General features: G+C 70.4%; 22 protein-coding genes. 13 read left to right on the top strand and 9 right to left on the bottom strand.

Features of this window, described 5'->3' with window-relative positions; genetic code table 11:
* Positions 1-20 precede the first annotated feature (20 nt).
* From BM393_RS24575 to ntrC, 8 genes are all read left to right on the top strand, one after another.
* A complete protein-coding gene (locus tag BM393_RS24575) occupies positions 21-917 on the top strand; it encodes a polysaccharide deacetylase family protein (protein WP_404932684.1) in 897 nt (298 codons plus the stop codon).
* A gap of 55 nt (positions 918-972) precedes the next feature.
* On the top strand, positions 973-2,028 hold the full coding sequence (locus BM393_RS24570) for a sterol desaturase family protein (RefSeq protein WP_091734100.1): 1,056 nt from the start codon (positions 973-975) through the stop codon (positions 2,026-2,028).
* Positions 2,025-2,960 carry an EI24 domain-containing protein gene (locus tag BM393_RS24565; protein ID WP_254783602.1) on the top strand — a complete coding sequence of 312 codons (936 nt, stop codon included), beginning with the start codon at positions 2,025-2,027 and terminating at the stop codon, positions 2,958-2,960. The genes BM393_RS24570 and BM393_RS24565 overlap by 4 nt, the downstream gene beginning before the upstream one ends.
* A gap of 79 nt (positions 2,961-3,039) precedes the next feature.
* Positions 3,040-3,834, top strand: a complete 795-nt coding sequence (locus BM393_RS24560) for a molybdopterin-binding protein (protein WP_091734098.1) — start codon at positions 3,040-3,042, stop codon at positions 3,832-3,834.
* Between the two features lie 241 nt (positions 3,835-4,075).
* Complete coding sequence (gene glnA / locus BM393_RS24555) at positions 4,076-5,494, top strand: type I glutamate--ammonia ligase (protein ID WP_091734095.1); 1,419 nt, start codon at positions 4,076-4,078, stop codon at positions 5,492-5,494.
* Between the two features lie 219 nt (positions 5,495-5,713).
* Positions 5,714-6,244 (top strand): hypothetical protein, encoded by a 531-nt coding sequence (locus BM393_RS24550; RefSeq protein ID WP_310732162.1) that lies wholly within the window; start codon positions 5,714-5,716, stop codon positions 6,242-6,244.
* A 72-nt stretch (positions 6,245-6,316) separates the two neighbouring features.
* Positions 6,317-7,420, top strand: a complete 1,104-nt coding sequence (glnL, locus tag BM393_RS24545) for a nitrogen regulation protein NR(II) (protein ID WP_091734093.1) — start codon at positions 6,317-6,319, stop codon at positions 7,418-7,420.
* A gap of 42 nt (positions 7,421-7,462) precedes the next feature.
* Positions 7,463-8,956 carry a nitrogen regulation protein NR(I) gene (gene ntrC / locus BM393_RS24540; RefSeq protein ID WP_091734091.1) on the top strand — a complete coding sequence of 498 codons (1,494 nt, stop codon included), beginning with the start codon at positions 7,463-7,465 and terminating at the stop codon, positions 8,954-8,956.
* Here ntrC and BM393_RS24535 read toward each other — a convergent pair.
* Entirely contained in the window at positions 8,940-9,950 is a 1,011-nt protein-coding gene (locus tag BM393_RS24535; protein ID WP_254783601.1) for an MBL fold metallo-hydrolase, read from the bottom strand. The two genes, ntrC and BM393_RS24535, sit on opposite strands and share 17 nt — an antisense overlap.
* A gap of 96 nt (positions 9,951-10,046) precedes the next feature.
* Here BM393_RS24535 and def point away from each other — a divergent pair, with 96 nt between their 5' ends.
* Both def and BM393_RS24525 read left to right on the top strand, forming a co-directional pair.
* Positions 10,047-10,583 (top strand): peptide deformylase, encoded by a 537-nt coding sequence (def, locus tag BM393_RS24530; protein ID WP_091734089.1) that lies wholly within the window; start codon positions 10,047-10,049, stop codon positions 10,581-10,583.
* Between the two features lie 172 nt (positions 10,584-10,755).
* A complete protein-coding gene (locus tag BM393_RS24525) occupies positions 10,756-12,801 on the top strand; it encodes a DUF6600 domain-containing protein (RefSeq protein ID WP_141225479.1) in 2,046 nt (681 codons plus the stop codon).
* A gap of 9 nt (positions 12,802-12,810) precedes the next feature.
* On the opposite strand, the gene BM393_RS24520 is transcribed toward BM393_RS24525, so the two are convergent.
* From BM393_RS24520 to BM393_RS24510, 3 genes are all read right to left on the bottom strand, one after another.
* On the bottom strand, positions 12,811-13,569 hold the full coding sequence (locus BM393_RS24520) for a YdiY family protein (protein ID WP_175538498.1): 759 nt from the start codon (positions 13,567-13,569) through the stop codon (positions 12,811-12,813).
* A gap of 155 nt (positions 13,570-13,724) precedes the next feature.
* Positions 13,725-14,126: a tautomerase family protein gene (locus BM393_RS24515; RefSeq protein WP_091734083.1), complete on the bottom strand. Its 402-nt coding sequence runs from the start codon at positions 14,124-14,126 to the stop codon at positions 13,725-13,727.
* A gap of 39 nt (positions 14,127-14,165) precedes the next feature.
* A complete protein-coding gene (locus BM393_RS24510; RefSeq protein WP_091734081.1) occupies positions 14,166-14,975 on the bottom strand; it encodes an MBL fold metallo-hydrolase in 810 nt (269 codons plus the stop codon).
* Between the two features lie 57 nt (positions 14,976-15,032).
* Here BM393_RS24510 and BM393_RS24505 point away from each other — a divergent pair, with 57 nt between their 5' ends.
* The gene (locus BM393_RS24505; protein ID WP_091734079.1) at positions 15,033-16,502 is read left to right on the top strand and encodes a PLP-dependent aminotransferase family protein; all 1,470 of its coding nucleotides are present in this window, start codon (positions 15,033-15,035) and stop codon (positions 16,500-16,502) included.
* Positions 16,503-16,546: 44 nt separating this feature from the next.
* Here the strand turns inward: BM393_RS24505 and fahA are convergent, their stop codons facing one another.
* The 5 genes from fahA to BM393_RS24480 all read right to left on the bottom strand — a co-directional run bounded on the left by fahA (position 16,547) and on the right by BM393_RS24480 (position 22,398).
* Positions 16,547-17,869 (bottom strand): fumarylacetoacetase, encoded by a 1,323-nt coding sequence (gene fahA, locus BM393_RS24500; protein WP_091734077.1) that lies wholly within the window; start codon positions 17,867-17,869, stop codon positions 16,547-16,549.
* 64 nt (positions 17,870-17,933) lie between these two features.
* The gene (gene hmgA, locus BM393_RS24495; RefSeq protein ID WP_091734075.1) at positions 17,934-19,289 is read right to left on the bottom strand and encodes a homogentisate 1,2-dioxygenase; all 1,356 of its coding nucleotides are present in this window, start codon (positions 19,287-19,289) and stop codon (positions 17,934-17,936) included.
* Positions 19,276-19,524, bottom strand: a complete 249-nt coding sequence (locus BM393_RS24490; RefSeq protein ID WP_091734073.1) for a DUF2783 domain-containing protein — start codon at positions 19,522-19,524, stop codon at positions 19,276-19,278. Before BM393_RS24490 ends, hmgA begins: the two co-directional genes overlap by 14 nt.
* Positions 19,515-21,299, bottom strand: a complete 1,785-nt coding sequence (locus BM393_RS24485; RefSeq protein ID WP_091734071.1) for an FAD-dependent oxidoreductase — start codon at positions 21,297-21,299, stop codon at positions 19,515-19,517. Before BM393_RS24485 ends, BM393_RS24490 begins: the two co-directional genes overlap by 10 nt.
* Before the next feature lie 136 nt (positions 21,300-21,435).
* The gene (locus tag BM393_RS24480) at positions 21,436-22,398 is read right to left on the bottom strand and encodes an MBL fold metallo-hydrolase (RefSeq protein WP_091734069.1); all 963 of its coding nucleotides are present in this window, start codon (positions 22,396-22,398) and stop codon (positions 21,436-21,438) included.
* A gap of 153 nt (positions 22,399-22,551) precedes the next feature.
* Between BM393_RS24480 and BM393_RS24475 the strand changes: the two genes are divergently transcribed.
* Together BM393_RS24475 and BM393_RS24470 are read left to right on the top strand one after the other, a co-directional pair.
* Positions 22,552-23,412 carry an IclR family transcriptional regulator gene (locus tag BM393_RS24475; RefSeq protein WP_091734068.1) on the top strand — a complete coding sequence of 287 codons (861 nt, stop codon included), beginning with the start codon at positions 22,552-22,554 and terminating at the stop codon, positions 23,410-23,412.
* 37 nt (positions 23,413-23,449) lie between these two features.
* On the top strand, positions 23,450-23,710 hold the full coding sequence (locus BM393_RS24470) for a VF530 family DNA-binding protein (RefSeq protein WP_091734067.1): 261 nt from the start codon (positions 23,450-23,452) through the stop codon (positions 23,708-23,710).
* The last annotated feature ends 6 nt before the right edge of the window (positions 23,711-23,716 follow it).

The following is a 23,716-nucleotide window of genomic DNA, read 5'->3' as shown; positions in this document are numbered from 1 at the left end:
CGCAGCTTGCGCGTCCGGCCGTGGCGCTCGCGCTCGGCCTGACCATGGCGGTGCAAGCGCAGCCGCAGGGCGCCTCGGCCCCGGCGCCGGCCCCCTGCGACAAGCCCGTCTACCTCACCTTCGACACCGGCCACATGGGCGTGGCGCCGCTGATCGTCGACACGCTGCGGCGCTTCGACGCGAAGGCGACCTTCTTCCTCGCCCAGGAACCGACCATGGACGGCGGGCAGACGCTCGACGACAAGTGGGCGCCGTGGTGGAAGCTGCTTGCCGCGCAGGGCCATGATTTCGGCTCGCACACCTGGTACCACGACGCCTGGTCGGCGGACCTGCCCGACGGCCGGTTCCGCTTCAAGCGCGCCGCCGGCGAGCAGGTGCCGCAAAACGTCGTGCTGAGCGCGGCCGAGTACTGCGAGGAGCTCAAGCGCCCCGCGCGCCGCTTCCTCGAGATGACCGGCCGGCCGATGTCGATGATCTTCCGCGCACCGGCCGGACGCACCTCGCCGGCGCTGCTCGCGGCGGCGCAGGCCTGCGGATTCCGGCACGTGGGCTGGAGCGCCTCCGGTTTCCTCGGCGACGAACTGCCCAGCGACAAGTACCCCAACCCCGCGCTGCTCGACCAGGCGCTGCGGCGCGTCAAGCCGGGCGACATCCTGATGGCGCACCTGGGCATCTGGTCGCGCCAGGACCCGTGGGCGCCGACGGTGCTGGAGCCGCTGCTGCAAGGCTTGAAATCCCGGGGCATGTGCTTCGCGCCCTTGCGCGATCATCCGGATTACGTCGCCTGGATGCGCCGGCCGCAGGAAGCGATTGCGAAGGCGGCCGCGAGCGGCGTGCCGGTTGGCGCTCCGGCGGGCCTTCCGGCCGTGCCGGCCACCCCCGGGCCCGCGGGGCCGAAGGACGCCCTGAAGCGCTGAGGCGCGCGGGCGGCACGGACGCGATCCACCGATTCATGGAAGGACCGACAGCGTGATGGACTGGCTCACCGATCTGTTCGCACAGGCGCAGCAGGCGCTGTTCGAGAGCGTCATTCAACCGGTCGTCTTCCACCTGGGCTACGGCAACCTGCTGGAGGACGCGTTCGACGCGACCGGCTGGCTGCTGGTGGGCCTGATCCAGATCGTCGTGATGCTGGCGGTGATCGGTTCGCTGCAGCGCTGGCGCCCCGCGGAGGCGGTCACCGATCGCCATGCGATCCGCATCGACATCGTCTACACGCTGATCCAGCGGCTGGGCGTGTTCCGGCTGGCGATGTTCTTCTCGCTGGATCCGGTGGTCGACAGCCTGGTCGGCGAGATGCGCATGCTCGGCCTGCCGTCCTTCCAGCTCGACGCGATCTGGCCTGGCGTCACCGACCAGGCCTGGGTCAGCTTCGTGCTGTACCTGGTGGCCTTCGACCTGCTGCAGTACTGGCTGCATCGCGCGCAGCATTCGTGGCACTGGTGGTGGGCGCTGCATGCGCTGCATCACAGCCAGCGCCAGATGACGATGTGGAGCGACAGCCGCAACCACCTGCTGGACGACCTGCTGATCGACAGCGCGGTCGCGCTGACCGCGGTGCTGATCGGCGTCGGGCCCGGCCAGTTCGTCGCGCTGGTCGCGATCTCGCAGCTGCTGGAGAACCTGCAGCATGCCAACCTGCGGCTGAGCTTCGGCGCGATCGGCGAGCGCCTGCTGGTGAGCCCGCGTTTCCACCGCCTGCATCACTCGATCGGCATCGGCCATGAAGGCTTCGGTCGCGGCACGCTGGGCGGCCACAACTTCGCGGTCATGTTCCCGATCTGGGACGTGCTGTTCCGCACCGCCAACTTTGAGGACCGCTGGGACCCGACCGGCGTGCGCGACCAGTTGCCGGAAGAGGGCGGCCGCGACTACGGCCGCGGCTTCTGGGCCCAGCAGTGGCTGGGGCTGAAGCGGCTCGCCGGACGTGACAAGATCGCGGCCGCGCCCGGAGGCGGCGCCCTGCCGCCCGGCGGCGCGACGATGGACATCGCCGGCCAGGCGCCGGCTGGAGGGAACCAGGGATGATCAAGCCGATGAGCCGCATCGCGGACGCGTTCTGGCGGGCGGCCGCGTACTGCCTGCATCCGCGGGTGATCGGCCTGTCGCTGCTGCCGCTGATCGTGTCGGCGGCGCTCGCGTTCGGGCTCGGCTACTTCTTCTGGGAAGCCGCCGTCGCCGGCGTGCGCGCGACGCTCGAGTCCTGGAGCCTGATCGACGGCCTGCTCAAGTGGCTGGACAGCCTCGGCGCCGCGTCCTTCCGCACGGTGCTCGCGCCGATCATCGTGCTGGCGATGGCCGTGCCGGCGCTGGTCGTGCTGAGCCTGCTGCTGGTGGCGCTGCTGATGACGCCGTCGATGGTGGACCTGGTCGCGCAGCGCCGTTTCGCGGGGCTGGAGCGCAAGCGCGGCGCCGGCTTCGTGGCCAGCCTGAGCTGGTCGCTGGGCCACACGCTGCTGTGCGTCGTGCTGCTGGTGGCGTCGCTGCCGTTCTGGCTGATCCCGCCGCTGGCGCTGATCCTGCCGCCGCTGATCTGGGGCTGGCTGGGGTATCGCGTGTTCACCTTCGACGTGCTGGCCGAGCACGCGTCCGCGCCCGAGCGCCGCCGCCTGCTGGCCGAGCACCGGCTGCCGCTGCTGCTGCTGGGCCTGGCGACGGGCTACCTGGGCGCGGCGCCGGCGGCGATCTGGGCGATGGGCGCGTTGACGATCGCCTTCGCGCCGGTGCTGATCCTGGTGTCGGTCTGGCTCTACACGCTGGTGTTCGCCTTCAGCTCGCTGTGGTTCTCGCATTACGCGCTGGCCGCGCTGCAGGAGATGCGCCGCGCCGACACCCGCGCCGAACGCGCGCCCGATCCGGTGATGGACGCGTTGCCCGCCAACTATGCGACGGCGCCGCCCCTGGACGCCGAGGACCCGACGCCGCCGCCCGCGATCGAGAACCGGCCGTCGCCGCTCTGAAGCCGGCCGACGCGGCGAGCGCCGCGATCGCCTTCGTCTTCATCGCCTTCTTCGCTCCCACGTTTTCGCAGGAACCCGCATGAACATCGGCCTCTTCATCATTGGCGACGAGATCCTGTCCGGGAAGCGCCAGGACAAGCACCTGTCCAAGGTGATCGAGTTGCTGGGCGCGCGCGGCCTGTCGCTGGCCTGGGCGAAGTACCTGGGCGACGACCGGGAGCAACTGGTGCGCGAGTACCGGGCCGCCTTCGCCAGCGGCGACCTGTTCTTCAGCTGCGGCGGCATCGGCGCGACGCCCGACGACCACACGCGCCAGGCCGCCGCCGCGGCGCTGGGACGGCCGCTCGAGCTGCATCCGGAGGCGGCCGAGCTGATCTGGCAACGCGTCCAGCAGATGGCGGCGGAGCAGGGCACGACGCCCGAGCGCGAGCACCCCGACACCCTGCGTCGCATGGAGATGGGCGTGTTCCCGCAGGGCGCGGCCATCATTCCGAATCCGTACAACAAGATCCCCGGCTTCTCGGTCGGCACGGCCTACTTCGTCCCCGGTTTCCCGGTGATGGCCCATCCGATGATCGAGTGGGTGCTGGACCACCGCCATGCCGAGCTGCACCGCGCGGTCGGCACGCGCGAGCGCTCGCTGATCGTCCAGGGCGCGATGGAAGCCAGCCTGACCCCGCTGATGGAGCGGATCGAATCCGACTTCCCCGGCATCAAGGTGTTCTCGCTGCCCAGCGTCGATCACCCGCAGTGGGGTCGCCACATCGAACTGGGCGTCAAGGGGGACGCGGCGGCCATGGACGCCGCCTACGAGGCCCTGCGCGCGGGCGTTGTCCAATTTGGTGCTGTCATCGGCACCGAGTTGGTGCGATGATGCACCGATTCGGGCTTCGGTCCGGATCAGGCGGAGATCGCCCAGGCGTCGCTGCGCTCTGAACGACGGGCATTGCCCTCGGGTGGCGCGTTCGGCATCAAGGGCTTGCGCCTCATGCACCGGTCTGGCGCCTGGCTGTCACCGGATTGCCATCCGCTGGCATGCAAACTGCTAAATCGTCCGCGCTGGGCCGAAGCCCCACGACTCTTTCTTTCTCATCCAGCCCCCCTAGGAGTGATTGATGGCCACCAAGACCGTCGCCGACGTGATGAACATGGTGAAGGAGCACGAAGTCAAGTTCGTCGACTTCCGCTTCACCGACACCCGCGGCAAAGAGCAGCACGTGACCGTGCCCGTCTCCCATTTCGACGAGGACAAGTTCCAGTCGGGCCATGCCTTCGATGGCTCCTCGATCGCCGGCTGGAAGGGCATCGAAGCCTCGGACATGCTGCTGATCCCGGATCCGAACACGGCCAACATCGACCCCTTCTTCGAAGAGCCGACGCTGATCCTGTCCTGCGACGTCATCGACCCGACCGACGGCAAGGCCTATGAGCGCGACCCGCGCTCGCTGGCCCGTCGCGCCGAGGCCTACCTGAAGTCCTCCGGCCTGGGCGACACCGCCTACTTCGGTCCGGAACCCGAGTTCTTCATCTTCGACAGCGTGCGCTGGAACGTGGACATGTCCGGCTCGTTCGTGAAGATCGAATCGGAAGAAGCCGCCTGGAACACCGGCAAGGACTACGAGCACGGCAACAGCGGCTACCGTCCCACCGTCAAGGGCGGCTACTTCCCGGTGCCCCCGGTCGACAGCGGCCAGGACATGCGCTCGGAGATGTGCCTGATCCTGGAACAGATGGGCATCCCCGTCGAAGTCCACCACCACGAGGTCGCCAACGCCGGCCAGATGGAGATCGGCACCAAGTTCAGCTCGCTGGTGCAACGCGCCGACTGGCTGCAGCTGCAGAAGTACATCATCCAGAACGTCGCGCACGCCTACGGCAAGACGGCCACCTTCATGCCGAAGCCCATCGTCGGCGACAACGGCTCGGGCATGCACGTGCACCAGTCGGTCTGGAAGGACGGCAAGAACCTGTTCGCCGGTGACGGCTACGCGGGCCTGAGCGACTTCGCGCTGTACTACATCGGCGGCATCATCAAGCACGCCCGCGCGCTCAATGCCATCACCAACCCCGGCACCAACTCGTACAAGCGCCTGGTGCCCGGCTTCGAAGCCCCGGTGAAGCTGGCCTACTCGGCCAAGAACCGCTCGGCCTCGATCCGCATCCCCTACGTCGCCAACCCGAAGGGCCGCCGCATCGAGGCGCGCTTCCCGGATCCCTCGGCCAACCCCTACCTGTGCTTCGCCGCGCTGCTGATGGCGGGCCTGGACGGCGTCGAGAACAAGATCCATCCGGGCGAAGCCGCCACGAAGGACCTGTACCACCTGCCGCCGGAAGAAGACGCGAAGATCCCGACCGTCTGCCACTCGCTGGACCAGGCGCTGGAGTATCTGGACAAGGACCGCGCGTTCCTGACCAAGGGCGGCGTGTTCACCGACAGCTTCATCGATGCCTACATCGAGCTGAAGATGCAGGAAGTCCAGCGCTTCCGCATGACCACCCACCCGGTCGAGTTCGACATGTACTACTCGCTGTGATCGCAAGCGCGGAGCGCGCCATGACCGCCCAGGCACGGCCCGCTCCGCACGCTTGCCACCGCGCGCAGGGACGGCCATGGCCGTCCCTTTTCCTTTGCCGCGCCGTGTCCGACGTTCCACAGCCCTACACCTGGCAACAGCGCTTCCGCATGGCGCCATGCCCATCGGCGACCGATTGCGTCACAATGCCTCCCGGCTCTGGTCAGTTGGAAGCAGGGAATGCAGATGACGCTGCAGAAGAAGCGGGTGGGACGGGGATGGCCGGCGCTGGTGCTGGTCGCGATGGCGGCCATGGCCGCCGGTTCTGCCGGGGCGCAGGGCGTGGTGTACCGCTGCCCCGGACCGCCGGTGCTGTACACCGACGCGCTGTCCGCGAAGGAGGCCGCCGAGAAGGGCTGCCGCAGCATCGAGGGCACGCCGATCTCGGTGATCGCGCCGGTCAAGCCGCGTACGCCGACGGTGTCGGCCTCGGGGACGCAAGGTGACCTCAAGGTCGATGCCAAGGACCAGCGCGTGCGCGACGACGATCGCCGCCGCATCCTCGAGCAGGAACTGCGCGAAGCCGAAGGCAAGCTCGCCAAGCTCCAGCAGGAGTACAACAACGGCCAGCCCGAGCGCCGTGGCGACGAGCGCAACTACCAGAAATACCTGGACCGCACGACCGAGCTCAAGGCCTCCGTCTCGCGCCAGGAGGCCGACGTCCAGGCCATCAAGCGCGAGCTCGCGAAGCTGCCGCCGCCCAACCTCTGAACGGGGATCGGCGGGGCGCACCGCCGCGGTGTCGCGCGTCATTGGCGACGACGGCGACGAGGGCGACACCGCATGAATCCCAAACCCGTTACCCCCGTTTCACCCGACGAGCCGTTCGCGTGCTTCGATCTCCTGGCGACGCTGGTCGCCGTGGTCCGTCCCGACGGCACCTGCGAGTTCGCCAACACCGCGGTCGAGACGCTGTTCAACCTGCCGCGCCGCGCGGTGCAGGGCAGCAACCTGCTGGAGTGGTTCACCGACACCGGCCGCCTGGTCGAGGCGCTGGAGGAAGTCAGCCGCAACGCCTTCTCCAGCTCGCGCTTCGACGCGACCATCCGCCGCGGGCCGCGCACCCATGACGACCTGCTGCCGGTGCACGTCATCGTCAGCCAGACGGACGATCCGCAGCGGCTGGTGATCGAGCTGATCGAGAACGCGCAGCAGACGCGCCAGGACCGCGAGGAGCGCAACCTCGACCAGGTCCACTCGATCAAGGAACTGACGCGCAACCTGGCGCACGAGATCAAGAACCCGCTGGGCGGCATCCGCGGCGCGGCGCAGCTGCTGGCGCTGGAGCTGCAGCCCACCGACCTGTGGGGCGAGCTCGAGGAATACACCGAGGTCATCATCCACGAGGCCGACCGGCTGCAGTCGCTGGTGGACCGGCTGCTGGCGCCGCACCGGCGCGCGCAGGTGGTGGGCGACGTCAACATCCACGAGATCTGCGAGCGGGTGCGCTCGCTGGTGCTGGCGCAGTACCCGCGCGGGCTGACGCTGCAGCGCGACTACGACATCTCGCTGCCCGACTTCCGCGGCGACCGCGAGCAGCTGATCCAGGCGGTGCTCAACATCGTCCAGAACGCGGCGCAGGCGCTGCACGAGCGCATCGCCGCCGGCGACGCGGTCATCGCCCTGCGCACGCGAGTGGCCCGGCAAGTGACGATCGGCAAGCAGCGCTGGCGCTTGGCATTGGAATTGCATGTCGAGGACAACGGCCCGGGCGTGCCCGAGGAGATCAAGGACCGCATCTTCTTTCCGCTGGTTTCAGGGAGGGATGGCGGTTCCGGTCTCGGGTTGACGCTGGCGCAGACGATCGCCCAACAGCACCAGGGGATGATCGACTGCGACAGCCAGCCGGGCCGGACCGATTTCCGAATCACCCTGCCTTTGCCCTGAGCCGCGGCCACAAGTCGACAACGGGGAAAAGGGGAGCCATAGATGAAGTCGATCTGGATTGTTGACGACGACCATTCGATCCGTTTTGTTCTCGAGAAGGCGCTGACGCGCGAAGGGCTGCCGGTGCGCAGCTTCAGCCAGACGCGCGACGTGCTGGCGGCGCTGGAGGACGACACACCGCAAGTGCTGGTGTCGGACATCCGCATGCCGGGCGGCTCCGGCCTGGAGCTGTTGACCACGGTCAAGAAGCAGCTGCCGGGTCTGCCGGTGATCATCATGACGGCCTACTCGGACCTGGACAGCGCGGTCAGCGCCTTCCAGGGCGGGGCCTTCGAATACCTGCCCAAGCCCTTCGACCTGCCGCGCGCGGTCGAGCTGATCCGGCGCGCGCAGGAGGAGAGCCAGCGCGAGGCGGTCGGCGAGGCCGAGCAGGTGCAGATGCCCGAGATGCTGGGCCAGGCGCCGGCGATGCAGGATGTCTTCCGCGCGATCGGCCGCCTGAGCCAGAGCCACGTGACGGTGTTGATCACCGGCGAGTCGGGCTCGGGCAAGGAACTGGTGGCGCGTGCGCTGCACAAGCACAGCCCGCGCGCGGAAGGACCGTTCGTCGCGATCAACACCGCGGCGATCCCCAAGGACCTGCTGGAGTCGGAACTCTTCGGCCATGAGCGCGGCGCGTTCACCGGCGCGCAGGCGACGCGGCGCGGCCGCTTCGAGCAGGCCGAGGGCGGCACGCTCTTCCTCGACGAGATCGGCGACATGCCGCTGGACCTGCAGACGCGGCTGCTGCGCGTGCTGTCCGATGGCCAGTTCTATCGCGTCGGCGGCCACAGCCCGCAGAAGGCCAATGTGCGCGTCGTCGCGGCCACGCACCAGAACCTGGAGACGCTGGTCAAGGAAGGCCGCTTCCGCGAGGACCTGTTCCACCGCCTGAACGTGATCCGCCTGCGGCTGCCGCCGCTGCGCGAGCGCCGCGAGGACGTGCCGCTGCTGGCGCGCTACTTCCTGCAGCGCAGCGCGGGCGAGCTCGGCGTCGAGCCGAAGCGGCTGTCCGAGGCGGCGCTGCAGCGCCTGGTCGGTTTCGACTTCCCGGGCAACGTGCGGCAGCTGGAGAACATCTGCCACTGGCTGAGCGTGATGGCACCCAGCCTGGTGGTCGAGGCCAAGGACCTGCCGCAGGAGCTGCTCGCGACGCCGGGCGCGCACGCGGCGCCATCGGGCGGGCTCTCGGCCGAGGTGGTGCCGCTTGCGAGCGGCCTGACCGGTGCCGGCGCGGCGGCACCGCTGCCGCTGCCGGCCGTCCCGATCCCGCCGTCGCCCGACGCCTGGATCGCCGAGATGGCGCGCGAGGCGCGCCGGCTGCTTGCCGCCGGCGAGCCCAACGTCTGGGACGTGCTGACCCGCCGCTTCGAGGCCAGCCTGATCCTGACCGCGCTGGACCTGACCCGCGGCCGCCGCATCGAGGCCGCTCAGAAGCTGGGCATCGGCCGCAACACCATCACGCGCAAGATCCAGGAGCTCAACCTCGACGCGTGAGGCGGTCCAGCCACACGCCCAGTCCCTGGGCGTTGAGCTCGACGTCCATCGCCAGCAGCGCGGCCACGCGCGTGGGCGCCATCCGGTCGCCGAGGTGCTCGCGCACCCGGCGCTGGAACATCGCGAGCAGTTCGCGCTTGAGCACGGCATGCCGATCGGGCGCGTCCTTCAGGCCGCTCGCGATCGCGACCATCTCGTCGATCTGCGACAGCAGCAGCGCCGCCAGGCGCTCGACGTCCGCCGCATCGCGGCCGACGGCGCTGTAGTGCGTCAGGTACATGCGTGACGGCCGCGTCGCCATCATCCGGCGGATGGAGTCGCGCAGCGCGTCGGGTTCGAACTGCACCGGCGTGCTGGTCGGCAGGATCCAGGCGCCCCGCTCGGGATCGTCGAACTCGCGGTAGGACAGGCCGAAGGTGTCGCCGGTGAACCAGCCGCCGCTGGTCTCGTCCCACAGGCAGTGGTGGTGCCGCGCATGCCCCGGCGTGTCGATCAGCCGCAACGTGCGGGCGCCCACGGCGATGCGCTGCTCGTCGCTGCTGGCCTGGGCGCGCGACTCCGGCACACCGACCAGTTCGCCGTAGGAGCGGCGCATCTCTTCCTCGCCGTAGACGGCCAGCGCGCCGGCCCACAGCGCCGAGGGATCGACCATGTGCCGCAGCCCGCGCGGGTGCACCAGCATCGTGGCCGACGGCAGCGCCGCCATCAGCGGCCCGACGCCGCCGGCGTGGTCCAGGTGCACGTGCGTCGGGATCACCCAGTCCACCGCCTCGCGCGGCAAGCCCAGCGCCTCCAGCGCGCCGAGCAGCCGCGGCAGCGCATGGCGCGTGCCGGTGTCGATGAAGGCCGCCCGGCCGCCGTCCACGACCAGGAAGGCGGCATCGAAGTGGTCGCGCTGGAAGGCGGTGTCCACGGCATAGAGGCCGGGGCCGAGCGCTTCCAGGTAGGCCGGCAGCGATGCCGGGGCCGGGGGCAGGGCGGTGTTGTCGCTCACGGGAGGTCTCCGGGTCGGGTTCTTAGAATGGCCCGCAGGTTACGCGATGCCGCCGTCCGGCGCCGTCGCCCGCATGTCACCGCAAAGGAAGCCGCCATGGCCGTTCGCGAGATTCTCAAGATGGGCGATCCCCGCCTGCTGCGCCATGCCCAGCCGGTCGAGGCCTTCGACACGCCGGAGCTCCGCGCGCTGCTCGAGGACATGTTCGACACGATGAAGGCCGCCAACGGCGCCGGCCTGGCCGCGCCGCAGATTGGCGTGGACCTGCAGGTGGTCGTGTTCGGTTTCCAGCGCAACGAGCGCTATCCGGAGGCGCCGCCGGTGCCGATGACGGTGCTGATCAATCCGACGATCGAGCCGCTGACCGACGAGACCGAGGAGGGTTGGGAAGGCTGCCTGTCGGTGCCGGGCCTGCGCGGCGTGGTGCCGCGGCTGAGCCGCATCCGCTATCGCGGCTTCGACGCCTTCGGCGGCCTGATCGACCGCGAGGCCGAGGGCTTCCATGCCCGCGTCGTCCAGCATGAATGCGACCACCTGGTGGGCACGCTCTATCCGATGCGGATCAAGGACTTCAGCCGCTTCGGCTTCACCGAGGTCCTGTTCCCGGGCCTGGACCCGAACACCGACGATTGAGGCGGCCCGGCGCCGGGCGCTCGGCGCAGGTGTACGCTGCCCGATTGACGGTTCGGCAACAGGGCGACAAGTTGTAAGCATCCGTGCACCGGCTTGTCGTCGCCGCGTTAAGAAACGATCGCGGAACTCCGCGTCCCGCAGCCCCGGCGTCCTCCGGGGGAGGCTACTGGTCATGACTGAGTCCCTGAATCGATGGCCGGCCCGCGTGCCGAGGGCGCGTTGGCCGATGACCCTGGCGATGCTGCTGCTCACGCTGGCCGCGGCGCTGGCGCATGCGCCGGCCTGGGCGGACCCCCCGGCCCGCGCCGGACGACTGGCCGAGATGACCGGCACCGTCTGGCTGTACGACGCCGAAGAGCGCGAATGGGTGCAGATGCACCGCAACCAGACCGTCGGCGAGGGCGATCGCCTGCGCGCCGACGACGGCAGCGGCGCCACGGTGACGATCGGGACGGCGACGCTGTGGATGGACCAGCGCAGCGAGATCGAGTTCAACGCGCTCGCCGATTCCCGCATCGCGGTGCAGATCGTCAAGGGCGGCGTGGGGCTGCGCGTGCGCGGCCAGGAGTCGGCGGATGAATGGACGCTGCGCACGCTGGAGGGCCGCTTCGGCTTCGAGCGCGAGGGCCTGTACCGCATCTCGCAGCTGGACCGTGGCAGCGAGGCGCAGGCCTGGCAGGGCAAGCTGCGTTTCGACTCGCGCGCGACCGACGCGCAACCGGTCTGGCTGGGCACGAACGAGCAGGCGGAGTTCTGGTGGGACAACGGCCCGCGCACCGAGCGCCAGCCGCTGCAGCAGGATGGCTTCGCGCGGCTGATCCTCGAGGACAACCGTGACCTCGGCGCGCAGCCGCTGGTGGGTAGCGGCACGCCTGTGCCCTATGTCTCGCCCGAGATGACCGGCGCCGAGGACCTGGCGCGCTACGGCGCGTGGGAGCAGAGCCCCGACTACGGCGCGGTGTGGGTGCCGACGGTGGTGGTGGCCGACTGGGCGCCGTACCGCTACGGCCGCTGGGTGTGGAGCGCGCGCTGGGGCTACACCTGGGTCGACGACATGCCCTGGGGCTTCGCGCCCTTCCACTACGGCCGCTGGGCCTACTGGCGCGACCGCTGGTGCTGGGTGCCGGGGCCCTACGTGCGCCGGCCGGCCTACGCGCCGGCGCTGGTGGGCTGGGTGGGGCCGGGGATCTCGGTCGGCGTGGTCGTCGGGGGCGGACGTCGTCCGCCGCCGCCGCGCTACGGTGGCTGGGTGCCGCTGGCGCCGCGCGAGGCGTGGACGCCGTCCTACCGCTACAGCCAAGCCTATTGGCGCCGGGTCAATCCGGGGCCGAATCCCGCGACCGTCGTCCGGCCGGGCGAACGCCCGCCGTACTACCGCCATGAACGCGAGCATGGCGCCCTGTTCACGCAACGGCCTGTGGCCGCGCCGCTGCCGGCCACGGCGCTGCAGCCGCAGCGCTCCTGGCCGCCGCGGCCGGGCGGGCAGGCCGACAGCCGCCCGGACGGCCGGCCGTTCATCGACCGCGACCGAGACGGCCGCCCCGATGGCCGCGAAGGTCGGCCTTACCTCGACCGCAATGGCGATGGCCGTCCGGACAACATCGGCGACGCACGCCCCGGCGACAGCCGGCCAGTGCGCGGCGTGATCCGACCGGAGCCCGACGCGGCCACCGTCCGACCCCAGCTGCCCACGGCCGTGCCGTCACCGGCGGCACAGACGGTGGTGCCGCAGCGTGGTCCGGACGTCCAGCGTCCATCCGAGCGGCGTGAAGGTGACCGGGATCCGTGGCGTCCGCGCGGCCAGGACGGCGCCGAGCGCAACGACCATGGCAACGATCGTGGTAACGATCGCGGCAATGGCCGGGGCGACTGGGGCCACCGTGGCCGCGACTGGCAAGGGCCCGAACGCCAGGATCCGGTGCGCGTGGCGCCGCCGGCGCGGATCGAGCAACCGCGCGTGGAGTCCCCGCGCTTCGAGCCGCCGCGCGCCGAGCAGCCTCGCTTCGAGCGTCCGCAGCCGCGGATGGAACAGCCTCGCGTGGAAGCGCCGCGTCCGATGCCGCAGCCGCAACCGCGCATGGAGGCCCCCCGCCCGGCATCGCCTGCGCCTGCGCCGGCACCGCGCGCCGAGCCATCCCGTCCGGCACCAACGCCGGCGCCGCGTGCGGAACCGCCGCGCGGTCGCGGCGAACCCGGCCCGCGCCAGATGGAACGCTGAGCGCCGGGCTCAGTCGATTCTGAACGACACGCCGGTGATGAACAGCGTGTCGTTCTTCTTGAGGCCTTCGCCGGGATTGCTGTCGTAGCGGTGCTGGACGGTGGCGGTCAAGCTCAGGCGCTTGGTCATCGCGACCGACAGGCCGCCGTCGAAGGTCGCGCGGTACTCGCCGCTGTTGCGCAGGTCGGGCAGATAGGCGAGTCGCTGCTTGAGCGTCGTGTTGTCGGAGACCTTGTGGTTGGACTCCTCGGCCAGCAGCACCTCGAGGTTGCCGTAGCGGCTGCGGGTGACGCCATCGACGATGGCGGGCGCGACGTAGCGCTCGTGCGTGTAGCCGAGACCGCCGGAGACATCCCAGGTCAGGTCGTCGCGCTTGATCAGGTGGTAACCGGCGCCGCCGCCCACCGACAGCCGCGAGGACAGGTTGGCCGGCTCATCCTTGAGCGCGTCGAACTGGCCGAAACCGAAGATGCGATCGGTGAGATCGCGCTGGTAATGCGCGCCGAAGGCGTAGCGCTGCTCGGAGTCCGAATCGTCGTCCTTGAGGTACATCGCACGGCCGTTGAGCGAGAGCTTGTCGGTGGTGCTCGCCTTGACGGCTTCGCCGCTCAGGTTGACGGTGGTCGAGTCGCTGTTGCCGGAGGAGACGCTCGCGCCGGCGGTGAACAGGGCGCGCCACTGGCCGTCGTTCTTGACGGTGACCTGGGCGAAGGAAAGCAGCGGCGCGGCGGCGAGGCAGGCGGTGGCAAGGAGTCGCGTCGGCGGCATGTCGGGTCCTTTCAGAGGAGAAAACATGCGCTGGACGCGGCAACCTCTGGTCCCGGCGCGCGCTGCGCGCGCGTTTGCTTGCATCTGGCCGCCCGCTGATCACAAGGGCTTACATCCGTGCCGCCAGGGAAACGAAATGGCGGCGGGCTCGCCGCTCATGGACCGCTGCCGTCCGCCTTCACGTAGGAGGCCACGCCGTTGCCGAAGGACCACTCGTCGCGCTGGTTGGAACTCAGCACGATCTGCACGTCCTCGCGCCGCAGGCCGGGGCTGATGGCCAGCCGGTCGGCGATGGCCTGGTAGAGCGCCTGCTTCTGCGCCGCGTCGCGCCAGTTGCCGGCCACCAGGTGGATGAACACCACGTCGCTGCTGCGATGGATGCCGAGGTAGCCGGCATCGAAGATGAAGTCTTCCGGGTCATGCTGATCGATCAGCTGGAAGCGGTCGTCGGGCGGGATCTTGTAGGCGTCGATCAGGCCCTGGTGGACGCTGTCGGCGATCGCGCGCACATGCTCGCGGGACTTGCCCTTGAGCAGGGAGATGCGGACGAGTGGCATGGGGGACTCCTTCTTCGGTTCAGGCAGATTCAGGCAGGTTCAGGCCTTGGTCATGATCTGGAGGTGGCGGTCGAACGAGGCCTCCACCGCGGCTTGCGCGCCGCCGATGATGTTGCGCCCCCAGCTGTAGCCATACACATCGTCATAGGCCAGGCCGGCGAGGCGCTCGCGCATCGCCATCACCTCGCGCGGCCCGAGCGGCACGAAGTTCGGCGAGCTGTACAGGAAGCTGACGCTGCGCCGGTTCGATGCGACCTGCGGCGAATCGCCGACGAACAGCGCGCCGCCGCCGCGCGGCCCGGTCGCCCAGTGCAGCGCCGTGCTGCCGGGGAAGTGGCCGCCGGTGCGCACCAGCGTGACGCCGGCGCCCAGGCTCAGCCGGTCGCCCTGCCAGTGCTCGATGCAGCGCGCGGGCCGCTGCACCCAGGCGCGGTCGTTGTGATGGAGCAGGATGGGCACGCCGCCCAGGGCCTCGCTCCACTGCACCATCGACGAATAGAAGTGGGGATGCGAGATCACGATCCGGTCGACGCCGCCGCGTTCGCGCAGCGCGGCGACGGCCTCGTCGGTGACCAGGCTCAGCGATTCCCACAGGACATTGCCGGCTTCGGTGGGCAGCAGCAGCACGCGCTGCGGGATGGCGAAGCTGCCCGCCACCGCGAAGGCCAGCAGGCCATCGTCCTCGCCGATGCGCAGCTTGAAGCGCGCGGCCAGCGCCTCATGGGTGGTCCAGTGCTGGCCGCTCCAGCCGACGTACTGACGGTCGTCCTGGCAGATCGGGCAAGCGCGTGGCGGCGCGTCGCTGAGCGCGAATTGCGTGCCGCAGGTGTCGCAGAGGTGGTGTTGCATGAGTCGGTACTCTACGGATACGCTGGCCCAATGAAAGCGCCAGTTTCGACCAATCTCATGGAACCAGTTCTACCCTTTGAACTGGACCTGGACGACGTCCGCAACGGCGGGCTGACCCGCTCGCTGCATCGCCAGCTGCGGGCGGCGATCCTGGAGCGGCAACTGCCGGCGGGCTTCGCGCTGCCGTCCACGCGGCGCCTGGCCGAGGTGCTGGGCGTCGGCCGCAACACGGTGGTCGCCGCCTACGACCTGCTGGTGGCGGAAGGCCACGCCCAGGCGCGCGCCGGCGCGCGGCCGCGGGTGATCGCGCCCGCCGAGCCGGCGCGGCGCGCGGCGGCACGGAGCGGGGTGTCGACGGTGAGCCGCGCGGAGGACGTCCGCATCGCTCCCGCCTGGCGACAGCCCGCGCCGCGCATCGCGCACGCGCGGCCGCTGCCGGCGCGCTCGTTCCGCACCGGCGTCCCCGAGGACCGCGGCTTCGAGCACGACACCTGGCGACGACTGACGGCGCGGGCACTGCGGACCCTGGCTCGATCGTCCTTCCTGTACGGGCCGGCGGAAGGGCTGCCGGCGTTGCGCGAGGCGATCGCCGGCCATGTGGCCTTCGTCCGCGCGGTGGTCTGCGAGCCCGGAGACCTGCTCATCACCTCCGGCGCGCAGCAGGCCTTCGACCTGCTGGCCCGCCTGCTCGTGACGCCGGGGCGCACGATGGTGGCGCTCGAGAACCCCGGCTACATGCCGGCACGCGCGGCCTTCGCCGCGGCCGGCGCACGGCTGGTCGGAGTGCCGGTCGATGCGGAGGGTCTGCGCGTGGACCGCCTGCCCGACGGCGTGAAGGTGATCTGCGTGACGCCGTCGCACCAGATGCCCACCGGCGCGGTGATGTCCGCGGCGCGGCGCCAGGCGCTGCTGGCTCGCGCGCGCGAGCTCGGCGCGGTGATCGTGGAGGACGACTACGACGGCGAGTTCCAGTTCGAGCCCCATGCGCAGGACGCGCTGCAGACGCTCGATCGCGAGGGGCGGGTCTTCTACGTCGGCACGTTCTCGAAGAGCCTGTTCCCGTCGCTGCGCAAGGGTTTCGTGGTGACGCCGCCCTGGGCGCGCGATGCCCTGGTGGACATCCGGCGCACGAGCGATTCACACGGCGACGCGGTGACCCAGGCGACGCTGGCCGCCTTCATCGCGGACGGGCATCTGGCGCGCCACATCCGCCGCATGCGGCCGATCTACCGGCAGCGCCGGGAAGCGCTGGTCAAGGGCCTGGACGCGGCGCTGGGCCGCTGGGTGGAGGTGCTGCCCGGCGCGGCCGGCCTGCACCTGAGCGTGCGGGCCCGCCGGCCGGCGGCGATGCCGGCGCTGCTGGACGTGGTCCAGCAGCACATGCCGGGCGTCCTGCCGCTGTCCGCGTACGCGCTGGGCAAGCCCTCGGTGCACGGGCTGTGCATGGGCTACGGCTGCGTCGAGGTCGAGCAGATCGTGCAGGCGGTGCGGGCGGCGGGGCAGGCGCTCGCGCGCGCCATGCCCTGAGACGCTGCGCGAGCGGTTCGGCGGCCCGGCGACCTGGCGACCCCTCAGGCCACCGCCGGCATCACCGTGCCCACGCACGGCCCGAAGCCGATCGCGCGCCGCCCCGGCGCCTCGCAGCGGCCGACCAGCGCCACGCTGTCGCCGTCCTGCAGGAAGGTGCGCTGCTCGCCGCCGGGCAGCGTGATCGCCTGCTTGCCGCCCTGGGTCAGTTCCAGCAACGAGCCGCCCTGGTCGGCCGCGGGACCGGACATCGTCCCCGAGCCGAAGAGATCCCCCGGCTGCAGGTTGCAGCCATTGCTCGCGTGGTGCGTCAGCATCTGCGCGACCGTCCAGTAGGCATCGGCGAAGTCCGAGGCCATCAGCTTCGCGGGTGCCTGGCCCGCGTCGCGCATCGCGCGCGTCTGCAGGTGGACCTCCAGACGGATGCCGATGGCGCCTCGCTCGCGGTTAGCGGCGCCGTCCAGGTAGGGCAGCGGCCGCGGATCGCCGTCGGGCCGCGTGAAGGCGCGCCGGAACGGCGCCAGCGCCTCCATCGTGATCACCCACGGCGAGATCGTCGTGGCGAAGCTCTTCGCCAGGAACGGACCCAGCGGCTGGTATTCCCAGGCCTGCAGGTCGCGGGCGGACCAGTCGTTCAGCAGCACCAGGCCGAACAGGTGCTGCTCCGCCTCGTCGATCGGGACCGGACGGCCCGGCTCGTTGCCGGTGGACACCAGCGCGCCGACCTCCAGCTCATAGTCCAGCCGCTTGACCGGCCCGAAGCCCGGCGCTTCGGCCTCGGGCGCCTTGGTCTGGCCCAGCGGGCGGCGGAAGGTCTGCCCGCTGACGCCGATCGACGACACGCGCCCGTGGTACCCGATCGGCACCCACTTGTAGTTGGGCAGCAGCGGGTTGTCGGGGCGGAAGAGCTTGCCCACGGCCGTCGCATGATGGATGCCGGCGTAGAAGTCGGTGTAGTCGCCGATGCGGCAGGGCAGCGTCATCTCGACCTCGCTCATCGGCTTGAGCGCCGGCGCCAGCTGGGCGGCCTGCTTCGGCCCGGCATCGTCCTGGAGCGCCGCGACGAGCTCATGCCGCAGCTGCCGGCGCAGGCCGGGGCCGATCGCCATCAGCGGATTCAGGCCGAGGCCCTCGCAGGTGCGCAGGACCGCGCCGAGCGCGTCCGACAGCGCGCCCAGCTCGGCCGCGGCGATCAGGTCCAGCACCTGGTCGCCGATCGCCGTCACCGGGCGGAAGGCGCCGGTCGAGCCGGTGGCGCGGGCCATGCCCAGGGGCAGGTTCTGGATCGGGAAGTCGGTGTCGGCCGCGTTCGCGGACGCGACCCAGCTGCGCAGCGCCGGGTCGTGGGTGTGGTCGAGGTCGGTCATCGGATCAGGTCTTTCGTTGTTCGTGTGCTCGAGAGCAGGATCGGTTGGGGGCGAGCGGCGACGCTCACGCCGGCTTGAACTTGTCCTTCAGCCCGCCCCAGCAGGCGGCATAGTCCGCGTCGAGCGCGCCACCACGCAGCGCCCATTCGGACGGGCGGAAGCGCCAGCGGCTCTCGAACATGAAGGCCAGCGTGTGATCGAGCTTCTGTGGCGTGAGCGTCCGCGTGCTCGCCGCCTCGAAGGCATCGGCATCCGGGCCGTGCGGCACCAGGCAGTTGTGCAGGCTGGCGCCGCCGGGGCGGAAGCCCTCGGGCTTGGCGTCGTACTGGCCGTGGATCAGGCCCATGAACTCGCTCATCACGTTGCGGTGGTACCAGGGCGGACGGAAGGTGTCCTCCTGCACCAGCCAGCGCGGCGGAAAAATCACGAAGTCGCAGTTGGCGGTGCCGGGCGTGTCGCTGGGCGAGGTCAGCACGGTGAAGATCGACGGATCGGGATGGTCGAAACTGATCGAGCCGATCGTCATGAAGTGCGCGGTGTCGTACTTCAGCGGCGTCAGGTTGCCGTGCCAGGCGACCACGTTGAACGGCGTCACCGCCTGCGCGTTGCGCCACAGCGCGCCGCCGGTCTTGCGGATGACCTCGTAAGGCGCACCCTCGGGCTCGTGCGCGGCCACGGGCGCGAGGAAGTCGCGCGGATTGGCCAGGCCGTTGGAGCCGATCGGGCCGAGCTCCGGCAGCCGGAACGCGGCGCCGTAGTTCTCGCAGACATACCCGCGGGCCGCGCCGTCGTGCGCCTCGACCCGGAAGGTCACGCCGCGCGGGATCAGCGCGATCTCGCCGGGCACGACGTCCAGCACGCCCATCTCCGTCGTGAGCCGCAGCCCGCCCTGCTGCGGGACGATCAGCATCTCGCCGTCGGCATTCATCAGCGCGCGGCGCATCATCGGACGGTTGAAGGCGTAGATCAGCGCGGCCATGCCGGTCTGCGCATCGGGGTCGCCGTTGCTGACGATGGTCTTGAGGCTGTCGATGAAGTCGACGCCGGTCGCGCCCGGCTGATCGTCCGGCATCGGGAACGGATGCCAGCGCAGCGGGTCGGGCGGCGCCGCGACACCGCCGGCGGCGCCGCTGGTCCAGAACGGCTGCTCATAGGCATGGAAGGCGCCGGTCACCACCGACGGCTGCCGGCGGTACAACCAGGTGCGGCGGTTCTCGACCCGGGGCGCGGTGAAGGCGCTGCCCGAGAGCAGCTCCGGGTAGAGATCCATCGGCGCGCGCTGCGGGCTGTTGCGGCCGCGCGGCAGGGCGCCGGGGATCGCCTCGGTCTCGAACTGGTTGCCGAAGCCGCTCTGGTAGCGGGGCGCGTTCGGCGCGGCGGCGCCGGGCTCGGCCGTGCGAAGGGGCTCAGGTGCGTTCATGCGGGTCCTCGTGGGAAGCGGCGCCCGCGGGCGGGGCATCGCTGGAAGTGGAACGGGCGGCCGCGGACAGCGCTTCAAGCAGCACGTCCTGACGGCCGATGTGGTTGGCAAGCAGCAGGATCAGCCGCGCGTTGAAGGCGTGGCTCTGCGCGGGTTCGAGACCTTGATGCGCGGCGAGCAAGGCTTCGTAGAAGTCGTCGCCGGCGTCGAAATTGGGCGAGGTGATCAGCGGCATGCGGGCGTCTCCTCGAGGGCGGCATCCTGCGCCAGCGCACGGCGCAGGGCCGATTGGAGTTCGGCCGCGGTCGGGTGGTGGAGACGGGCGCAGACGTGCTGGTCCGGACGCAGCAGAACCACAAGGCCCGGCTCGGCGTCGTAGCGAGCGCGGACCAGGCCGTGAGGGTCGGACGCGTCGTTGATGCGCAGGAGCACAGGCACGTCCTCGTGCGGGAGGTGGGGCAGGTCCGGCAGTGGGCGGACTGCCACGTCTACCTGCGGGAGGCCAGGCGCGGGCTCTCCACGGGGCATGGGGGATCCCTCCTGGACCCCCAAGCCCCATTCCGGCCCCAGTGAGACTCGCTGTCCGCCCTTCGTGGGGGGCGGGGTGTCGAAGACCAGGGCGGTGAAGCGGCCCGGACGCATCTGGCGCAGCAGCCAGTCGTCATGGCCATCGATGCGGATCGGTGCGTCTGGTGCGGGTTGGCCGTATTGCGTCGTTGGCACCGACAGGCGGCCGCTGTTGACCAGGCGGCGGGCGAAGTCGAAATCCTTGGCCAAGGTCAGCGTGGCGTCGCGGAAGACGCGGCTGATCTCGCTCTTGGGAGTGATGAAGTCGGTGGAGCGCGTGGAGTGCAGGAGGTTCTCGTCCGCCGCGAGTTCACGCTCGCGGGCGTAGCCGTCGAGCAGCGCGAGCGGGGCGCGGCCCTGCACGACGGCCGCCAGCTTCCACGCGAGGTTGTCCGCGTCCTGGATGCCGGAATTGGCGCCGCGCGCGCCGAAGGGCGAGACACCATGCGCGGCGTCGCCGGCGAAAAGGATGCGGCCATGGCGGAAGCTGTCCATGCGCATGCAGGCGAAGGTGTAGACGCTGGCCCAGACAAGCTCGATGTCCGGCACCGCGCTGTCGCCGCCCGCGGCGCGCGAGGCCTCCCTCATCAGCGTGCGCACCCGCGGCAGGATGCGCTCGGGTTGCTTCTCCAGCTCCGGATCGGCATCCCAGCCGAGCTGGAAGTCGATGCGCCAGACACCGTCGGGCTGGCGGTGCAGCAGCACGCTCTGGCCGGGGTGGAAGGGCGGGTCGAACCAGAACCAGCGCTCGGCGGGGAAGGGCGCGTTCATGCGCACGTCGGCGATGAGGAAACGATCCTGGAAGGTGCGGCCGTGGCTCTCCTGGCCGATCAGCCGACGGACCGTCGAGCGCGCACCGTCACAGGCGACGACATGATCGGCCAGCAGCGTGTAGGGGCCGTCCGGCGTCTCGACGGTCAACGCGACGTGGTCGTCGCGCGACTCGACGCCGGTGACGCCGTGGTGCCAGCGCAGGTCCAGCAGCGGCAGTTCGAGGGCGCGCTCGACGAGGAAGCCCTCGACGTAGTACTGCTGCAGGTTGACGAAGGCCGGGCGCTGGTGGCCGGACTCGGCTAGGAGGTCGAACTGGTAGACCTGCGCGTCGCGGAAGAACACCCGGCCCACGCCCCAGGAGACGCCCTTGTCGACGAGCCGCTGACCGCAGCCCAGACGGTCGAGGATCTCCAGCGTCCGTTTGGCGAAGCACAGCGCGCGCGAGCCGACCGACAGCCGGCCGTCGTTGTTCAGCAGCACGACCGGCACGCCCTGCAGCGCGAGGTCGATCGCCGCGCACAGCCCCACCGGCCCCGCGCCCACGACGACGACCGGATGCCGCGCCACGTCGCCGCGCGCATGTGCGTCCTGGTCCGCGCTGCGACGGTACGGATAGACGATGCGCTGGTAGTCGACGTCGGGCGACGCCACGGTCGGATTGGCATTCATCGAGGTGTTCCTGGCCCAGCGGCCAGCCGCCCGGTCTTCCATGGAGATCCCTTCAGCCGGTCGAATTTCCCTGGATCAGCAGTCAGCCGGTCGGACTCCCTCTCCCGCTTGCGGGAGAGGGTGGGGGTGAGGGCCATCAGCCTTCCAAGGTCCTCCACATTTCCTGATCCCGCTCCGCGGTCCAGACCCTCGGATCGCGGAACTGCGTCACCTCGTCATAGCAGCGCGTCACATCGAAGGGCATGCAGTGATCAAAGATGACCCAGTGCCCGTACTTCTGCTTCATGACCGCGAAGGTGTCCTTGTAGACGGCGTTCAGGTCCTTGCCTGCCGCCACGCCGGCCTTCACCGACGCATGCAGGTCGGCGATGAAGGCCCGGGTCCCCGCCAGCCCCTGCGCGACCGACTCCGGCGTCGTCAGCGCCGCGCCGCGCCCCGGAACGAGCGCCCGCGGCTCCAGCCGGGCGATGTTGTCCAGCGTCTGCGGCCAGTCCTCGAAATACGCATCACCGGCATAAGGCGTGGCGTCGAACTCGACCAGGTCGCCGGAGAAGAGGATCTTCTGCTCCGGCAGCCAGGCGACGGTGTCGCCCTTCGTGTGCCCGCGGCCGAGCTGCAGCAGTTGCACCTCCAGCCGGCCCAGCCAGATACTCATCGCGCCCTGGAAGGTGATCGTGGGCCAGGTCAGCCCGGCGGGCACCGATTCGACATTGCGGAACAGGCGCGGGAAGCGGCCGATCTCGCTGGCCTTGTCCTGCTCGCCGCGCTCGACGATGAGGTCGTAGGTGTCGCGGCTGGCGATCACCTGCTCCGGCGCATAGGCGGAGGCGCCCAGCACCCGCACCGCGTGGTAATGGCTGAGCACCACGTACTTGATCGGCTTGTCGGTGACCTCGCGGATGCGGCGGATGACGTCCTGCGCCATCACCGGCGTGGCCTGGGTGTCGATGACCATCACCGCGTCGTCGCCAATGATGATCCCGGTGTTGGGATCGCCCTCGGCCGTGTAGGCGTAGGCGTTGTCGCTGAGCTTGACGAAGGAGACCTGCTTCTCCTCGACGTCGGCGTGGCTGGCGAACTGCTTGGTCGGCTGGGTCATGAGGTCTCCTGGAGTCTGCCTGCGAAATTCAGCAAAGCAGAATTGATTTGTTGATCGTGAATATAGCCGGTTGGCTGAATGTGTTCAACAATGCTGAATCGCGGCGGGCGCGGCCGCGATGGATACTGCGCCCCGCCATTGACCGAGACAAGCATGAGCACCGAAGACACTGCCGACGACCGAGATGAGCGCGAGGACCGCGAGGACCGGCGCGGCATCCAGAGCATCGAGGTCGGCGGCCGGCTGCTGAAGGCCGCCGCGGCGCGCGGCCAGCCGCTGCCGCTGAAGGTCTTGTCGCAGGCCGCCGGCATGAGCCCGGCCAAGGCGCATCCCTACCTGGTGAGCTTCTGCAAGCTCGGGCTGATGCGGCAGGACCCGGCGACCGGCTACTACGGCCTGGGCCCGCTGGCGATGGAGATGGGGCTGATCGGTATCCAGCAGATCGATCCGGTCCGGCTGGCGACGGCGCGACTGGACGCGCTGGCCGAGGAGATCGGCCACACCGCGGCCATCGCGGTGTGGGGCTCGCAGGGCGCGACGATCGTGCGCACTGCCGCGTCGCCCGCGGCGGTGCATGTGACGATGCGGCACGGGACGGTGGTGTCGCTGTCGGACACCGCGTCGGGGCCGCTGTTCGCGGCCTACCGGCCGGAGGCCGAGATCAAGGCGATGCTGGCCGAGGCGCGCCGCAAGGGGCCCGCGGACCTGGCCCGCGTCGGCCGCCACGACCGGCCGCAGGAAGTGCCGCCCTGGGCCGCCTTCGCGCGGACGCTGGAGGAGATCCGCACGCGCGCGATGCACCGCTCCGTCGGCGGCATCGTCGAAGGGGTGAGCGCGCTGGCCGTGCCGGTCTTCGACAGCGACGCGCAGATGGCACTGGCGCTGACGGCGATCGGCCCGTCGGGCGCGTTCGACGCGGCCTGGGATGGCGCCGTCGCGCGCGGCCTCACCGCCACCGCGACCGAGCTGATGCGCGAGATCGGCGGACGCTTCCCCGTGGCGGCTGCCGGCTGACCCTGCCGATCGAGGCCGCCGCGACGACAATCGCCGGATGACCGACCCCGTCCCGACTCCCCCCGCCCAACCCCGCAATCCGCTGCACGGCGTGACGCTGGAAGCGCTGCTGACCGCGCTGGTCGAGGCCTATGGCTGGGACGGCCTGGACGCGCGCATCCCGCTGCGGTGCTTCGCCTTCGAGCCGAGCATCAAGTCCAGCCTGAAGTTCCTGCGCAAGACGCCCTGGGCGCGGGAGAAGGTGGAGGGGCTCTACCTGTTCATGCTGCGGGAGCAGCGGCGCAACGCGCGTCCGTGAGAGCGC

Source organism: Mitsuaria sp. PDC51, from assembly GCF_900113225.1.
Lineage (GTDB): Bacteria > Pseudomonadota > Gammaproteobacteria > Burkholderiales > Burkholderiaceae_C > Roseateles.
Note: the sequence above shows the minus strand (reverse complement) of the source record. Positions and strands in the feature narration are given on the sequence as shown.

Coding starts and splice junctions, on each gene's coding strand:
- BM393_RS24570 (WP_091734100.1), top strand. CDS start 973: ATGGACTGGCTCACCGATCTGTTCGCACAGGCGCAGCAGGCGCTGTTC.
- BM393_RS24565 (WP_254783602.1), top strand. CDS start 2,025: ATGATCAAGCCGATGAGCCGCATCGCGGACGCGTTCTGGCGGGCGGCC.
- BM393_RS24560 (WP_091734098.1), top strand. CDS start 3,040: ATGAACATCGGCCTCTTCATCATTGGCGACGAGATCCTGTCCGGGAAG.
- glnA (WP_091734095.1), top strand. CDS start 4,076: ATGGCCACCAAGACCGTCGCCGACGTGATGAACATGGTGAAGGAGCAC.
- BM393_RS24550 (WP_310732162.1), top strand. CDS start 5,714: ATGCAGATGACGCTGCAGAAGAAGCGGGTGGGACGGGGATGGCCGGCG.
- glnL (WP_091734093.1), top strand. CDS start 6,317: ATGAATCCCAAACCCGTTACCCCCGTTTCACCCGACGAGCCGTTCGCG.
- ntrC (WP_091734091.1), top strand. CDS start 7,463: ATGAAGTCGATCTGGATTGTTGACGACGACCATTCGATCCGTTTTGTT.
- def (WP_091734089.1), top strand. CDS start 10,047: ATGGCCGTTCGCGAGATTCTCAAGATGGGCGATCCCCGCCTGCTGCGC.
- BM393_RS24525 (WP_141225479.1), top strand. CDS start 10,756: ATGACTGAGTCCCTGAATCGATGGCCGGCCCGCGTGCCGAGGGCGCGT.
- BM393_RS24520 (WP_175538498.1), bottom strand. CDS start 13,569: ATGCCGCCGACGCGACTCCTTGCCACCGCCTGCCTCGCCGCCGCGCCG.
- BM393_RS24515 (WP_091734083.1), bottom strand. CDS start 14,126: ATGCCACTCGTCCGCATCTCCCTGCTCAAGGGCAAGTCCCGCGAGCAT.
- BM393_RS24510 (WP_091734081.1), bottom strand. CDS start 14,975: ATGCAACACCACCTCTGCGACACCTGCGGCACGCAATTCGCGCTCAGC.
- BM393_RS24505 (WP_091734079.1), top strand. CDS start 15,033: ATGGAACCAGTTCTACCCTTTGAACTGGACCTGGACGACGTCCGCAAC.
- fahA (WP_091734077.1), bottom strand. CDS start 17,869: ATGACCGACCTCGACCACACCCACGACCCGGCGCTGCGCAGCTGGGTC.
- hmgA (WP_091734075.1), bottom strand. CDS start 19,289: ATGAACGCACCTGAGCCCCTTCGCACGGCCGAGCCCGGCGCCGCCGCG.
- BM393_RS24490 (WP_091734073.1), bottom strand. CDS start 19,524: ATGCCGCTGATCACCTCGCCCAATTTCGACGCCGGCGACGACTTCTAC.
- BM393_RS24485 (WP_091734071.1), bottom strand. CDS start 21,299: ATGAATGCCAATCCGACCGTGGCGTCGCCCGACGTCGACTACCAGCGC.
- BM393_RS24480 (WP_091734069.1), bottom strand. CDS start 22,398: ATGACCCAGCCGACCAAGCAGTTCGCCAGCCACGCCGACGTCGAGGAG.
- BM393_RS24475 (WP_091734068.1), top strand. CDS start 22,552: ATGAGCACCGAAGACACTGCCGACGACCGAGATGAGCGCGAGGACCGC.
- BM393_RS24470 (WP_091734067.1), top strand. CDS start 23,450: ATGACCGACCCCGTCCCGACTCCCCCCGCCCAACCCCGCAATCCGCTG.